The sequence below is a fragment of the Nocardioides sp. SRI_004 genome (genome assembly GCF_057586415.1).
Genome location: NZ_JBYCZV010000004.1, coordinates 170,173 through 183,977, shown reverse-complemented (window position 1 = coordinate 183,977; position 13,805 = coordinate 170,173). Strand labels below are relative to the sequence as shown.

Sequence of the window (13,805 nt, the reverse complement as noted above, 5' to 3'; positions counted from 1 at the left end):
GAACCCGAGCACGCACGTATTCCACAGCGGCTCCCCCTCCCAGAAGTCCCACCCCTTGACGCTAGGCGCGCGGGGTGCCGCTGGGCATCGGTGGAAGGGGCGCACCCGGATGCCCACAAAGGACTAGTCCGCGGCGCCCTTCGGTCAACCGGCCGAAATGGCGAAAGGCCCCGGGGATCCCGGGGCCCTTCCTGTGTGTCCGAGGGGGGACTTGAACCCCCACGCCCTAATACGGGCACTAGCACCTCAAGCTAGCGCGTCTGCCAATTCCGCCACCCGGACGAGTGCGGAGAAACCGTAGCAAAGGGTGGCCCGAGATGCCGCATCGGGACCCCGATTCCCGCTCTGCGGCGCTCGGTCCGACGTGGCCCGGGCCCGCCGACCGGGAGACGGCGACACGCCGGGGCGCTTGAACGGGCCCAGCGCCCGTGCAACGGTCGGAAGGGTCACTGACCACGAGAACGAGAAGGCACATCATGCTCACCCTGACTGAGAACGCCTGCACGATCGTCAAGCAGATGACCGACACCCCCGATGCGGCCGAGTCTGCCGGCCTGCGCATCTCCGAGGCCGAGGCCGGCTTCGCCGTCACCGCGACCAACCAGCCACAGGCCGGGGACCAGGTCGTGGAACAGGACGGGGCCACCGTCTACCTCGACAACAACGCCGCCGAGAAGCTGGACACGATGATCCTCGACGCAGGAGTCGACGACGCCGGCGCCGTGCAGTTCGGGCTGCTGGCGCAGGCCTGACACCTCCCCCAGGGCGAAGCCCGGGCGCTGCGGCGCCCGGGCTTCGCCGTACCCGGGCACGGTCCGGGACACTGGTGCCATGGAGCAGCTGAGGATCGCGTTCGTCACGGGCGTCACGCCGGACAAGTGGGCGCGGGTGTGGCGCGAGCGCAACCCGCGGATCCGGCTCGAGCTGCTGCCGATCGAGCAGGCCGACCAGCGCGCGGTGCTCGACGAGGGCCTCGCCGACATGGTGCTGGCGCGACTCCCCGTCGACCTCGACTCCCCCACGCCCCTCCACTGCGTCCGCCTGTACGACGAGCTGCCGGTCGTGGTCGCCGGACGCGAGCACTTCGTGGCCGCCGTCGAGGAGCAGGACGTCGTCGCGCCCGACGACCTCGCCGACGAGCAGCTGGTGCTGCCGCACCCCAGCGGCTGGACGCCGGGCGTGCCGCAGCTCGACTTCCCGGCGATGACGGAGAAGGACGCGATCGAGGTGGCCGCCTCCGGCACCGGCGTGGTCATCGTCCCGATGTCGGTCGCCCGGCTGCACCACCGCAAGGACGTCGTGCACCGGGTCGTCGACCTGCCGCCGACCACGGTCGCCCTGCTCTGGCAGCGCGACGCCGACAGCCCGGTCCACCAGGACTTCGTCGGCGTCGTCCGCGGCCGGAAGCCCAGCAGCAGCCGCTGACCTCAGCCGAGGTTGGCCGCCACCCAGTCCCCGAGGACCCGGGCGCTGCGGTCGACCAGCGTCGCCCACTCGAGGGCGCCCTCGTCGGCGTTGTCGGAGACGTGCTTGACCAGCCGCACGGGCACCCCGAACTCGGCGGCGACGTAGGCGACCGCATAGCCCTCCATGTCGACCAGCTCGGCCTGCTCGGCCAGCCGCGCCCGGACGACCGGGTCGGTCACGAAGACGTCGCCCGTCGCGAGCACGGTGGCCGACGGTCCGACGGTGAGCCGCTCGCGCGGGTCGTAGCCGAGCGCGCGGATAGCGTCGGCGTTGATGTCGTGGTTGAGCACGGTGCCGACCTCGAACAGGCCGTCGACGTGGTCGTGCAGGGCACCGGCGGTGCCGATGTTGACGACCTCGAGGCCCGCCAGGTCGTCGTACGACGCCAGGCGGCGGGCCAGCGCCGTGGCGGCCGCGGTCTTCCCCATGCCGGTGACGAGGACGTCGAGACCGGCGGGCAGGTGGGCCGCCTCGGCCCGGGTGGCGGAGACGATCAGGTGGCGGGGCACGGGCGCCAACCTAGGGCACCGCGGCCCGTGACCTGATCCGGTAACAGTGTGACTCGATGTCGCATTCACCGTTGCACCCACGCAAGGAGGTTCCGTCTCGGGAACCATCACCTCGATGGAAGGACACATCCATGCGCACCATGAAGCGTGCCTCCGCAGCGGCGGCCGTCGCCCTGCTCGCCCTCGCCCTCGGCGCCTGCTCGGACGCCAAGGACGCCGCGGACAAGGCTGCGGACGACGCCAGGGAGAAGGCCGGCGAGGCCGGTTCCTCGCTCGCGGCCGACGCGTCGGACAAGGCCGAGAGCGCCCTCTCCGACGCGACCGCCGGGGACGACAGCTCGGCGACGTCCGGCACGGGCGGCTCCGGCGATGCAGCAGGAGCCGACGACTCCGACGGCTCGGCGGGCTCCGAGGGCTCGGACAGCGCTGACGGGTCCGGCGCGTCCGGCGACGTCGGAGGCGTCGCGCTCGACCTCGGTGAGTTCTCGAAGGACCCCTCGGCGAAGGCGGTCGGCGAGTTCTACAGCGCTCGCGAGGAGGTCCGCGGCGGGGGCGACAGCGCGGCCCTCGAGGCCGTCACCGGCGCCGACCACTTCCAGGACGTGCTGGCGTGGGCCGAGAGCCACCCGTCGACGGGATCCTTCAGCGTCGTCGTGACCGCGGTCGACGGCTCGTCGGTCAGCGCCTGCGTGGGCGAGGACGGCGAGGGCCCACGCGTCCTGACGGTCGAGGACGGCAAGGTCACCGGCAACGCCCGCGGCGACTTCGACTGCTGATCCCCCGACCGCGGCCCGTCACCTTCCTGCTGGTGGCGGGCCGCCGCCGTCGGTCCGCCGCGATCGGTGAGGATGGTCCGATGAGGACCGCACGTGCCGTAGCCCCCGGCCGGGTCAACCTGATCGGCGAGCACACCGACTACAACCGCGGCCTGTGCCTGCCGTTCGCGATCCCGCTCGCCACGACCGCCACGGTGAGCGCCCGGGACGACGACCGGCTGCGCATCGCGAGCGACCGCGGGGAGCCGTGGGAGGGCGTGCGCGGCGAGCGCCCGGCCGGCTGGGCGTCGTACGTCGCCGGGGTGCTGTGGGCGCTCGAGGAGGCCGGCTGGGAGCTTCCGGGCCTCGACATCTCGCTCTCCTCCACCATCCCGCTGGGTGGTGGCTTGTCCAGCTCCGCGGCGCTCGAGTGCGCGGTCGCCGTGGCCCTCGCCGGCCTGCTGCACGAACCGCTCGACCGGGCCGCGCGGCTCGACCTTGCCGAGGCCTGCCGCCGCGCCGAGACCGAGTACGTCGGCGCGCCGACCGGTGGCGTCGACCAGCTCGCCAGCCTCCTCGCCACCGAGGGACACGGCGTCCTCGTCGACTTCGCCGACCCCGCCGCGCCCGCGGCGACGAACGTCCCCCTCGACCTCGCCGCGGCGGGCCTCACGATCCTGGTCACCGACACCGGCGTGCGGCACTCGCTCGCAGACGGCGACGGCGGCTACGCGCAGCGCCGGGCGGAGGCGGAGGCGGGCGATCCGCGGCGGTGGCACCACATCGACTCCGAGAACGAGCGGGTCCGCGCCACCGTGCAGGCCGTCGAGACGGGTGACTGGGCGGCGGTCGGCCGGCTGCTGACGGCCTCCCACGTCTCCCTGCGCGACGACTACGAGGTGTCCTGCCGCGAGCTCGACGTCACCGTCGATGCCGCTCTCGCCGCCGGCGCGCTGGGCGCCCGGATGACCGGTGGTGGCTTCGGCGGCTGTGCGATCTCGCTGGTGCCGACCGGGGGCGCCGCGGCGCTCAGGGCTGCCGTCGACCGGGCCTATGCGGCCCAGGACTGGGCACCGCCGGTCCACCACGAGGTGCAGCCGTCCGCGGGCGCGCGCCTGCTCTGACCCGCGGGGCCCGACGCGAACGGGCCCGCCTCCGGTCGGAGACGGGCCCGTGCGGCGAGCGGGTCAGCTCACTTCAGCTCGGAGCTCGACAGGCCGAGGATCCGGCGCGCCACGATCAGCTGTTGAATCTGCTGGGTGCCCTCGAAGATGTCGAGGATCTTGGAGTCGCGGGCCCACTTCTCGAGCAGCTCCTCCTCGCTGTAGCCCACCGAGGCGCACAGCTCGACGCACGAGAGCGTCACGTCGGAGCCGACGCGGCCGGCCTTCGCCTTGGCCATCGAGGCCTCGAGCGAGTTGGGCTTGCGGTTGTCCGCCATCCACGCGGCCTGGAGGGTGAGCAGGCGGCCCGCCTCCCAGTCCGACTCCAGCTGGAGGAACTTCGCCGCGGCGGCGGACTGCAGGATCGCCGGCTTGTCGTAGTCGACCTCGACACCGGCCTCCTTGAGCAGGTCGCGGGTGAGGTCGAGGGACGCACGGGCGCAGCCCACGGCCATCGCGGCCACGAGCGGACGGGTGTTGTCGAAGGTCGCCATCGCGCCGGCGAAGCCCTGCTCGACGTTGATCTCCGGCGAGCCGAGGAGGTTCTCCTTCGGGACGCGGGCGTCGGTGAAGGTGATGACGGCGGTGTCGGAGGCCCGGATGCCGAGCTTCTCCTCGAGCCTCTCCACCTTCACGCCCGGCGTGCCTTTCTCGACCACAAACGACTTGATCGCCGCGCGGCCCAGGGACTTGTCGAGCGTCGCCCAGACCACGATGCAGTCGGAGCGCTCGCCGGAGGTGACGAAGATCTTCTCGCCGTTGATGACGTACTCGTCGCCGTCGAGCACCGCGGTGGTCGAGATGGCGGCCGAGTCGGAGCCGAACGACGGCTCGGTGATCGCCATCGAGGCCCAGCGGCCCTTGAAGCGCTCGAGCTGCTCGTCGTTGGCGACGGAGGCGATGGCGGAGTTGCCGAGGCCCTGGCGGGGCATCGACAGCAGCAGGCCGGTGTCGCCCCAGCACATCTCGGCGACCGAGGTCACGGACGCGAGGTTGGCGCCGTTCTTGACCTTGCCCTTCTCCTCGTCACCGGCGTCACGACGGACACCGGTCGCGCCGGCACCCTCGCTCGCGCCGGACTCGGAGAGCCCGTCGATCATCGCCGCGAGCATGTCGAGCTCCTTGGGGTACTCGTGCTCGGCGATGTCGTACTTGCGGGAGATCGGTCGCAGCATGTTCATCGCGACCTGGTGGGCCTGGTCGACCAGCGCCCGGTGCTTCTTGGGGACTTCCAGGTTGATCGCCATCAGACGAGCACCGTTCCTTCCATGATCCCGATGGCACGCAGGTCGCGGTACCACCGCTCGACCGGGTGCTCCTTGACGAACCCGTGGCCACCGAGCAGCTGAACGCCGTCGAGGCCGATCTGCATGCCCTTGTCGGTGCAGGCCTTGCGGGCCAGCGCGACCTCGCGCGAGAAGTCCTTGCCGGCCGCGGCGCGCGAGGCGGCGCGGTAGGTCAGCAGGCGCATGCCCTGCAGCTCGATCGCGATGTTGGCGACCATGAAGGCCACCGACTGGCGGTTGGCGATCGGCTCGCCGAACGCCTCGCGCTCCTTGACGTAGGGCGTCACGTAGTCGAGCACGGCCTGGCCGGTGCCGATCGCGAGCGCACACCACGCGAGGCGCGAGAGCCGCACGCACTCGGTGTACGTCGACCCGTCGGTCTCGCCGAGCACGGCGTCCGCCGGGACCTTCACGTCCTCGAGGACCAGCTTGGTCATCGACGCGGCGCGCACACCCATGGCCGGGTCGCCCTCGACGGACAGGCCCTCGGTCGAGGACTCCACGAGGAACAGGACCGGCTTGCCGTCGAGGCTCGCGCCCACGATGAACAGCTCGGCGTGGTCGCCGCGGGCGACCAGGCTCTTCGTGCCGTTGAGGACGTAGCCGTCGCCCGACTTCGTCGCGGTGGTCGACGGGCTGAGCACGTCGAAGAGCACGGTGGGCTCGTTGAGCGCCAGCGCGGCCGCCGGCACCTCGTCACCCGTGAACGCCGGCAGGTAGGTCTGCTGCTGGGCGTCGGTGCCCCACAGGCCGATCGCGGTGGCGACCGAGCCCGGGGCGAGCGTCGCCACGGCGAGACCCATGTCGCCCTTGGCGAGCGCCTCCGCGACGAGCGTGCCGGCCATGGCCGAGCGTTCCTCCGAGACACCGCCGAGCGACTCCGGCACGCCGAGGATCGGCAGGCCGATCTCGAGGCTGGCCTTGAGCAGGTCGTCGGGCGCGGAGCACGCCTTGTCGGCCTCGAACGCTGCGGGCCGCACGACCTCCTCGGCGAACTCGTTGACGACGTCGACGAGCATCTGCTCGTCCTCACCCGGGGTGAGGTCGAAGACGCCGCTCGCGGCGGCCGCGGTCGGGCGCGTGCCCGGCTGGCCCTTCTTGCCGGCCTTGGCGAAGGTCCGGCTCGCGTTGGTCATGGTCTTGAACCCGGTCCGGGTCACGGAGAAGACGGCCTGCTCGGCGGGCTTGCGGAGGCGGACCTTGTCGAGGAGGTCGGTCTGGGCGAGCCGGTTGAGGCCGGCCACCAGGTAGCCGATGGGGTCGCGGCTCTCGGAGCTCGGCACCCCGTGCTTGCCACCCGGCTTGAGGTTGCTGATCAGGGACATGCCCTAAATGTAACTGTGAGTTACACATTGCGCTACACGTGGGGTGACATCGATCCCTGTGATCTGCGTTGCGGCGCTCACACCTAGAGTTGGCGCCATGGCGTGGGGCAAGGCGGATGACCAGGGGACCGACGAGACGGGCGAGGTCGTCCACGCGCCGTACGGGCCTCTCCCCCGGGGCGGCAACGTCCGCCCGATGACCCGGTGGGGCACTCCGGTCATGCACCGGCCGCAGGCGAAGGTCACCGTGTTCGACGAGGCGCTGCGGGCGCTCGCCGCCGACATGGTCGCCACGATGTACGCCGCCGAGGGCGTGGGGCTCGCCGCGTGCCAGATCGGCGAGGACGTCGCCATATTCGTCATGGACTGTCCCGACGCGGCCGGCGAGCGCTGGATGGGCGTCGTGTGCAACCCCGTCGTCCACCTGCCCGAGGGCAGGGACCGGGTGCTCGACGACAGCCCGGAGGGCTGCCTGTCCTTCCCCGGGGCCTTCGTCGACTGCGCCCGCCCCGACCACGCCGTCGTCGAGGGCGTCGGCCTCGACGGCCAGCCGGTCCGCTTCGAGGGCGACGGGCTGCTGGCCAAGTGCCTGCAGCACGAGACCGACCACACGCTCGGCACGGTCTTCGGCGACCGGCTCTCGGCGCGCTCGATGAAGAAGCTGCGCAAGCAGCACGACGCCGCCGCGGAGGACTACCCCGCGGAGTGGCCGACCTGACGCACCCGCGCTGCGGGTAGCGTGCGGCCATGCCCGTGGACGCCCAGCTCGCTCCCCTCCTCCAGATGATCGAGGCGGGGACCCCCATGAACACGCTCACCCCGGCCGAGGCGCGCGACGCGTTCCGCAAGCTGACCGTCGACTTCCGCCCGCCGGGCACGCTGCCCGAGGTCGCGTCGGTCGCGGACGGCACGGTCGCGGGCGCGGAGGGTCCGCTCCCAGCCCGGGTCTACCGGCCGGCGGCCGAGGGACCGGTGCCGACGGTGGTCCTGCTCCACGGCGGCGGCTTCGTGATCGGCGACCTCGACACGCACGAGGCGATGGCCCGCGCGATCTGCAGGGGCACCGACTCCGTCGTCGTCGCGGTCGACTACCGCCTCGCGCCGGAGGCGAAGTTCCCTGCCGCCGCCGAGGACGCCATCGCCGCGGTCCGCGACGTCCAGGCCCGCATCGCCGAGTACGGCGGGAGCGACGTCCTCGCCGTCGCCGGCGACTCGGCCGGCGGCAACCTGTCGGCCGTGGCTACGCAGCACGTGCCCGGCATCGCCGCCCAGCTCCTCGTCTACCCGGCGACGGACGTGCTCGGCGCCTACGCTTCGCGCGACGAGAACGCGACCGGCTACTTCCTCGACCAGCCGACGCTGATCTGGTTCATCGGCCACTACGCCGACACCGCGGAGGACCTGAATGACCCGAAGATCTCCCCGCTGCACGGCACGCTCGAGGGTCAGCCGCCGGCGGTCGTGGTCACCGCCGAGTTCGACCCGCTCCGCGACGAGGGCATCGCGTACGCCGATGCGCTGGCGGCCGCAGGGGTGCCCGTGCGCCAGACGACGTACCCGGGACTGATCCACGGGTTCTTCGACATGGGTCCGTGGTCGGCCGCCTGCCAGCAGGCGATCGACGAGACGATCGCGCGGTTCCGGGAGCTGCTCCGCCCCTGACGGGTGGCGCTGCTCAGCCGCCGGCGGCGTGGCTGGGCAGCACGCAGGCCGCGTCGAGGCCGAGCACGCGGTTGAGCCTCCCGAAGGCCAGCCACGAGCCGAGGCACATCGACAGCTCCGCGATCTCGCGGTCCGAGTAGTGCGTGCGCATCCGCTGCCAGAAGCCGTCGTCGATGCCGTGGTGGTCGAGGGCGTAGCGCTCGGCGTACTCGGCAGCGAGGCGGGTGCGGTCGTCGAAGTCGCGGGTGGTGCGCCACTCGGCGACGGCCTGGTCGAAGGTGTCCTCGACCTTCTGCCCGTCGCGCTCGGTGCGCCAGTCCTGGCAGAAGAGGCATCCGTTGATCTGCGCGATCCGGAGCCGGGCGGCCTCGAACTCGCGCAGGCCGAGCGTGCTGTGCTCGTAGACGCTCATCGCCATCGCGGACGCGGCCGGCCCGATGCCGGGCACCAGCTCGCCCCAGACGTAGAGGATCGGGTCCTTGCCCTCGGGGATCTCGATGAACATCGCCGTCAGCCCTCCCGGCCGCTGAGATAGGTGCTCGGCACGAGCGGCACGTCCAGGCCGTCGTACAGGCCGGGGGTGGCGTCGCGGAGCCACGGGATGGCGTTGACGAGCCGGTTGGCGGCGGTGGCGTTGCCGCCGGCGGCCCGGTTGCCACCCTCGTCGGTGGCCTCGACGTTGATCTCGATGCGCGGGCGGCCCTCGATGATCACGCGGTGCGCGCCGTCACCGCCGTCGGGCGGCATCGGCCAGTCCTGCGCGCAGGCGCCGGTGATCCGGGTGACGTGCTCGATCACGATCCGGGGCTCGCCGCCGACGATGCCCTGCACCTCGAAGCGCAGCGCACCCTGGGTGCCGGCCTCGAAGTCACCGAGCGCGGTCGTGACGGTCGCGTCCAGCGCCCGACGCTCGACGGCCTCGCGGATCTCGTCGACCTCGACACCGAGGGCCCGGGCGATGAGCCGCACCTGGCCGCCCCACACCATCGACGGGATGCCCGGGGCCACCATCATCGGCTCGTAGTCCATGGGCTGGCCCATGCCGACGATGTAGCGGACCGAGTCCTCCGCGTCGTACGTCGAGTAGTCGAAGATCTCCTGGCAGCGCACCTGCTCGATCTCCGAGGCCAGTCCGCTCACCAGGGCCGGCAGGAGGTCGTTGCCCCACCCCGGGTCGATGCCGCTGACGAACAGCGCCGACGCCCCCTCGGCACAGGCCTTCTCCAGGGGCTCGCGCAGCTCCACGGGTGCGCTGCGGTGGTCGTAGAGCGCGTAGACCGACGGCGTCACCACCACCGCCCCGGCTGCGAGGACCCGGGCGAAGTCGGCGCAGGCCTCCTCCGGGCGCAGCTCGCCGGAGGCCATGTAGGCGACGGCTCCCCCACCGCCGAGCGTCGCCAGCGCAGCGTCCACGTCACGCGTCGCGAGCACGCCGGTGGACCGGCCCAGGTCGGCGAGCTCGCCGGCGTCCCGGCCCTCCTTCGCCTCGTCGCTGACGATCACCGCCGCCAGGGTCAGGCCCGGGTGGGCCGTCACCGCGCGGATGGACGCACGTCCCATGTTCCCGGTGCCCCACACCGCCACCGGGATCGTCGAATAGAACGTGTTCTCGTTCGTCATGGTGGGAGCGTAGGCCGACCCGCGCCATTGCGGTAGTGCGACACCGTGTCTTTTTGGTGAGGCCTTGATCTGCCGGCCGAGGGCGGCTCAGCGGCGCGCGGTCACGTAGCAGGCGACGGCGGTCGCGGCGGCGACGTTGAGCGAGTCGATGCCGGCCGACATCGGGATGATCGCGCGGCGGTCCGCGCTCTGCTCCCAGCGCGGCGAGAGACCGTGCCCCTCCGAGCCGAGCACGAGGGCCACCTTGTCGACGCCGGCCACCGCCTCCTCGATCGGTACGGCGTCCGGGGCCAGCGTGAGCGCCACGGTGGTGAAGCCGCGCGCACCGAGGTCGGGCAGGGCGTCGTACCAGTCGGGCAGGCGGGTCCACGGCAGGCTGAACACCGCTCCCATGGCCACCTTGATGGCACGGCGGTAGAGAGGGTCCGCGCAGCGCGGCGCCAGCAGCACGGCGTCGAAGCCGAGGGCGGCGCCGCTGCGCAGGATGGCACCGACGTTGGTGTGGTCGACGAGGTCCTCGAGCACCAGCACCGACCGGGCGCCGGCGAGCACCTCGTCGACCTCCGGCAGCGGTCGACGACGGAGCGAGGCGAGGGCGCCGCGGTGCACGTGGAAGCCGGTGACCTCCTCGGCGAGCACCTCGTCGATCACGTAGCAGGGCGCGTCGGAGCGGTCGAGCACGTCGGCCAGCCCGTCGAGCCAGCGCGGGGCCATGAGGAACGAGCGGGCGTCGTACCCGGCCTCGACGGCGCGGCGCACGACCTTCTCGCCCTCGGCGAGGAAGAGGCCGTGCTCGGCCTCGAGGGCCTTGCGGAGCTCGACGTCGCGCAGGTCGCGGTAGTCGGCCAGCCGGGGGTCGTCGGCCGACGCGATCTCGACGAGCTCCGCCATGCTCGCCGCCTCAGCCCTGGAAGGCGTCCGGGTGGGCGACCGCGACGACCTCGCCGACCACGATGATCGCGGGCGGCTTGACCTCCTCGGCCACGAGCTGCTCGGCCAGCGTGCCGAGGGTGGCGAGCACGGTGCGCTGCGTGGGCATCGTGCCGTCGCAGATGACCGCGACCGGCGTGGTCGCGGGGCGACCGCCCGCCACCAGCGCGTCCGCGATCCGCGGCGCGTTCTCGACGCCCATCATCACCACGACCGTGCCCTGCATCTTCCCGAGCGCGTCGTAGTTGACGAGCGACTCCGGGTGGCCCGGTGGGAGGTGGCCGGAGACGACGGTGAACTCGTGGGTGACGCCGCGGTGGGTGACCGGGATGCCGGCGATGCCCGGCACCGAGACCGGCGAGGTCAGGCCGGGGATGACGGTCACGGCGACGCCCGCCTCCCGGCAGGCGATGATCTCCTCGTACCCGCGCCCGAAGACGAAGTTGTCGCCGCCCTTGAACCGGACGACCCGCTTCCCCTCGAGGGCGCGCTCGACGATGATCCGGTTGATCTCCTCCTGCATCGCGGAGCGGCCGCGGGGCAGCTTCGCCACGTCGACCAGCTCGACGTCGGCGGGCAGGTCGCCGAGCAACTCACGCGGGGCGAGCCGGTCGGCGACGACCACGTCCGCCGACATCAGGGCCTTGTGGCCCGCGACCGAGATCAGCCCGGGGTCGCCGGGGCCGCCGCCGACGAGCGTGACGCCGGGCGTGCGCTCGGGGGTGGCCTCGCGGTGGTGGGGCGCCGCGATGGTGCCGTCGCGCAGGGCGGCGACGATCTCGTCGCGGACCGAGGCCGAGCGGCGCGGGTCGCGGTTGCCCACGACGGCCACGGTGATGCCGGCCTCCCGGCCCACCGCCGGGGTCCAGGCGGTGCCGAGGGTGGCGTCGTCGGAGCGGACGCAGAAGATCCGCTGCTGCTCGCACAGGTCCGACACGTGGTCGTTGACCTCGCGGTCGTCGGTGACGGCGATGACGTACCAGGTGCCATCGAGGTCGGCGTCCGCGAACGGGCGCTCGTGCCAGGTGATCTCACCCGATCCGACGAGGCCCTCGATGGCCGGGGTGACCTCCGGCGAGACGACGTGCACGTCCGCACCGACCGCGATCAGCTGCGGGACCCGCCGCTGGGCGACGTGACCACCACCGACGACGAGGACGCGGCGCCCGGCGAGGCGCAGACCGGAGGGGTACGGCGGGAAGTCACTCACCCGGACATTCTCCCGACATGCCCTCACCGGCCACTGACACGGGCCCACGGAGCGGACTAGCGTCGGTGACATGAGTCTCGATCGCCCGGTGACCCCGGACCCGTACCCGCTCCTGCCCGCCGCGCCGTCCTTCGGCGTCACCAGCGCGGACGTCACCGACGGCCAGCCGCTGAAGGACGACCAGGTCTACGCCCTCGGCAACACCTCGCCCCAGCTGACCTGGGAGCCCGGCCCGGAGGGCACCCAGAGCTATGTCGTGACCTGCTTCGACCCCGACGCCCCGATCCCGAGCGGGTTCTGGCACTGGGTCGTCGTCGACATCCCGGCCGACGTGACCAGCCTCGACACCGGTGCGGGCGCCTCCGACGCCACCCTGCCCGGCGGTGCGTTCCACGTCCGCAACGACTTCGGCACGCCGAACTACGGCGGCGCCGCCCCGCCCGAGGGCGACCAGGTGCACCGGTACTTCTTCGTGGTCCACGCGGTGAAGGAGCCCAGCCTCGGCGTCGACGGCTCGGTCTCCCCCGCCGTCGTCGGGTTCAACCTGGCGTTCAAGACGCTGGGGCGGGCGATCATCACGGGGACGTACCAGCACTGATCACTTGCTGCAGGAATCCCCGCTCGGCCGGGGATTCCTGCGCTTGTTGGGGTTTGCAACGGCCGACAAGTGCATGAATCCCCGGCCAGCCGGGGATTCATGCACGCCCGGGCCAGCCCTCAGAGCCCCATCGACTTCGCGAGGATCAGCTTCATCACCTCGGACGTGCCGCCGTAGATCCGGGTGACGCGGGTGTCGGCGTAGAGCCGGGCGATCGGGTACTCGTTCATGTAGCCGTAGCCGCCGTGCAGCTGGAGGCAGCGGTCGATGACGCGACCGGCGACCTCGGTGCAGAAGAGCTTGGCCGACGCCGCGTCGACCGGCGTGAGCTCGCCGGCGTCGTGCGCCTCCAGCGCCCGGTCGACGACGGCCTGCGCGGCGTCGACCTCGGCACGGCAGGCGGCCAGCTCGAACTTGGTGTTCTGGAAGGACGCCACCGGGGTGCCGAAGACCTGCCGCTCCTCGACGTACGCCTGCGTGAAGCGGATGGCCGCCTCGGCCTGGGCGTAGGCGCCGAAGGCGATGCCGAGGCGCTCCTGCGGGAGGTTCTGGCCGAGGTACGAGAAGCCCTCGTTCTCCTCGCCGAGCAGGTCGGTGGCGGGGACGCGGACGTCGGTGAAGGACAGCTCGGCGGTGTCCGAGGTGCGCAGCCCGATCTTGTCGAGCTTGCGGCCGACCTCGTAGCCCTCCGACTTCGTGTCGACGGCGAACAGCGAGATGCCGAAGCGCCGGTTGCTCTCCAGCGGCGGCGAGGTCCGGGCACAGACGATGACGCGGTCGGCGAGCACGCCGCCGGTGATGAAGGTCTTGGCGCCGTTGAGGACGTAGCTGTCGCCGTCGCGGCGCGCGGTCGACCGCATCCCGGCCAGGTCCGAGCCGGTCCCCGGCTCGGTCATCGCGATCGCCCACATCTCCTGGCCGGAGACGAAGCCCGGCATCCAGCGCTTCATCTGCTCCGGCGTCGCGAGCTTGAGCAGGTAGGGCAGGCAGAGCTCGAGGTGCACGCCGACGCCGCCGAGGTGGACGCCCGCCCGGGCCGTCTCCTCCGTCAGTACGGCCGAGAACTTGAACGAGTGGATCCCCGCGCCGCCGTACTCCTCGGGGACCTCGATGCCCAGGATGCCGAGGTCGCCGAGCTTGGTGTAGAGCTCGCGGTCGACGACACCGGCGTCGTACCACTCCTGGTAGTGCGGGACGACCTCCGACTCCAGGAAGGACCGGAAGGTCTTGCGGAAGTCCTCGTGCTCCTCGGTGAAGACGCTGCGGCGCATGGTGTTCCT

General features: G+C 72.1%; 15 protein-coding genes and 1 tRNA gene. 7 read left to right on the top strand and 9 right to left on the bottom strand.

Annotated features, from left to right (window positions below; genetic code table 11):
- Positions 1 to 196: 196 nt before the first annotated feature.
- Positions 197 to 282 (bottom strand) — tRNA-Leu (locus tag AC2YHB_RS06795).
- A gap of 194 nt (positions 283 to 476) precedes the next feature.
- On the opposite strand from AC2YHB_RS06795, the gene AC2YHB_RS06790 reads away from it, so the two are divergent.
- Together AC2YHB_RS06790 and AC2YHB_RS06785 are read left to right on the top strand one after the other, a co-directional pair.
- The gene (locus AC2YHB_RS06790; protein WP_036545804.1) at positions 477 to 752 is read left to right on the top strand and encodes a Fe-S cluster assembly protein HesB; all 276 of its coding nucleotides are present in this window, start codon (positions 477 to 479) and stop codon (positions 750 to 752) included.
- A gap of 79 nt (positions 753 to 831) precedes the next feature.
- Positions 832 to 1,425, top strand: coding sequence for a LysR substrate-binding domain-containing protein (locus tag AC2YHB_RS06785; protein ID WP_487353685.1), 594 nt, complete (start codon positions 832 to 834; stop codon positions 1,423 to 1,425).
- A gap of 2 nt (positions 1,426 to 1,427) precedes the next feature.
- Here AC2YHB_RS06785 and AC2YHB_RS06780 read toward each other — a convergent pair whose 3' ends face one another.
- Positions 1,428 to 1,976 (bottom strand): nucleosidase, encoded by a 549-nt coding sequence (locus AC2YHB_RS06780; protein WP_308645677.1) that lies wholly within the window; start codon positions 1,974 to 1,976, stop codon positions 1,428 to 1,430.
- Positions 1,977 to 2,107: 131 nt separating this feature from the next.
- On the opposite strand from AC2YHB_RS06780, the gene AC2YHB_RS06775 reads away from it, so the two are divergent.
- Together AC2YHB_RS06775 and AC2YHB_RS06770 are read left to right on the top strand one after the other, a co-directional pair.
- A complete protein-coding gene (locus AC2YHB_RS06775) occupies positions 2,108 to 2,752 on the top strand; it encodes a hypothetical protein (RefSeq protein WP_487353684.1) in 645 nt (214 codons plus the stop codon).
- Between the two features lie 80 nt (positions 2,753 to 2,832).
- The gene (locus AC2YHB_RS06770; RefSeq protein WP_487353683.1) at positions 2,833 to 3,855 is read left to right on the top strand and encodes a galactokinase; all 1,023 of its coding nucleotides are present in this window, start codon (positions 2,833 to 2,835) and stop codon (positions 3,853 to 3,855) included.
- 68 nt (positions 3,856 to 3,923) lie between these two features.
- On the opposite strand, the gene AC2YHB_RS06765 is transcribed toward AC2YHB_RS06770, so the two are convergent.
- Complete coding sequence (locus AC2YHB_RS06765; RefSeq protein WP_036545814.1) at positions 3,924 to 5,141, bottom strand: acyl-CoA dehydrogenase family protein; 1,218 nt, start codon at positions 5,139 to 5,141, stop codon at positions 3,924 to 3,926.
- Positions 5,141 to 6,505: an acyl-CoA dehydrogenase family protein gene (locus AC2YHB_RS06760; protein ID WP_051932288.1), complete on the bottom strand. Its 1,365-nt coding sequence runs from the start codon at positions 6,503 to 6,505 to the stop codon at positions 5,141 to 5,143. Before AC2YHB_RS06760 ends, AC2YHB_RS06765 begins: the two co-directional genes overlap by 1 nt.
- 97 nt (positions 6,506 to 6,602) lie before the next feature.
- On the opposite strand from AC2YHB_RS06760, the gene def reads away from it, so the two are divergent.
- Both def and AC2YHB_RS06750 read left to right on the top strand, forming a co-directional pair.
- A complete protein-coding gene (gene def / locus AC2YHB_RS06755) occupies positions 6,603 to 7,223 on the top strand; it encodes a peptide deformylase (RefSeq protein WP_487353682.1) in 621 nt (206 codons plus the stop codon).
- 29 nt (positions 7,224 to 7,252) lie between these two features.
- The gene (locus AC2YHB_RS06750; RefSeq protein WP_487353681.1) at positions 7,253 to 8,167 is read left to right on the top strand and encodes an alpha/beta hydrolase; all 915 of its coding nucleotides are present in this window, start codon (positions 7,253 to 7,255) and stop codon (positions 8,165 to 8,167) included.
- Positions 8,168 to 8,180: 13 nt separating this feature from the next.
- Here AC2YHB_RS06750 and AC2YHB_RS06745 read toward each other — a convergent pair whose 3' ends face one another.
- From AC2YHB_RS06745 to cobA, 4 genes are all read right to left on the bottom strand, one after another.
- Entirely contained in the window at positions 8,181 to 8,672 is a 492-nt protein-coding gene (locus tag AC2YHB_RS06745) for a carboxymuconolactone decarboxylase family protein (RefSeq protein ID WP_487353680.1), read from the bottom strand.
- Between the two features lie 5 nt (positions 8,673 to 8,677).
- Positions 8,678 to 9,787: an NAD(P)H-dependent amine dehydrogenase family protein gene (locus AC2YHB_RS06740; RefSeq protein ID WP_487353679.1), complete on the bottom strand. Its 1,110-nt coding sequence runs from the start codon at positions 9,785 to 9,787 to the stop codon at positions 8,678 to 8,680.
- 87 nt (positions 9,788 to 9,874) lie between these two features.
- Entirely contained in the window at positions 9,875 to 10,678 is an 804-nt protein-coding gene (locus AC2YHB_RS06735; protein WP_179651345.1) for a TrmH family RNA methyltransferase, read from the bottom strand.
- Positions 10,679 to 10,688: 10 nt separating this feature from the next.
- On the bottom strand, positions 10,689 to 11,927 hold the full coding sequence (gene cobA / locus AC2YHB_RS06730) for a uroporphyrinogen-III C-methyltransferase (protein ID WP_179651347.1): 1,239 nt from the start codon (positions 11,925 to 11,927) through the stop codon (positions 10,689 to 10,691).
- A 70-nt stretch (positions 11,928 to 11,997) separates the two neighbouring features.
- Between cobA and AC2YHB_RS06725 the strand changes: the two genes are divergently transcribed.
- Positions 11,998 to 12,525 carry a YbhB/YbcL family Raf kinase inhibitor-like protein gene (locus tag AC2YHB_RS06725; RefSeq protein WP_487353678.1) on the top strand — a complete coding sequence of 176 codons (528 nt, stop codon included), beginning with the start codon at positions 11,998 to 12,000 and terminating at the stop codon, positions 12,523 to 12,525.
- 119 nt (positions 12,526 to 12,644) lie between these two features.
- Here the strand turns inward: AC2YHB_RS06725 and AC2YHB_RS06720 are convergent, their stop codons facing one another.
- On the bottom strand, positions 12,645 to 13,796 hold the full coding sequence (locus tag AC2YHB_RS06720; RefSeq protein ID WP_036545829.1) for an acyl-CoA dehydrogenase family protein: 1,152 nt from the start codon (positions 13,794 to 13,796) through the stop codon (positions 12,645 to 12,647).
- Between the last annotated feature and the right edge of the window lie 9 nt (positions 13,797 to 13,805).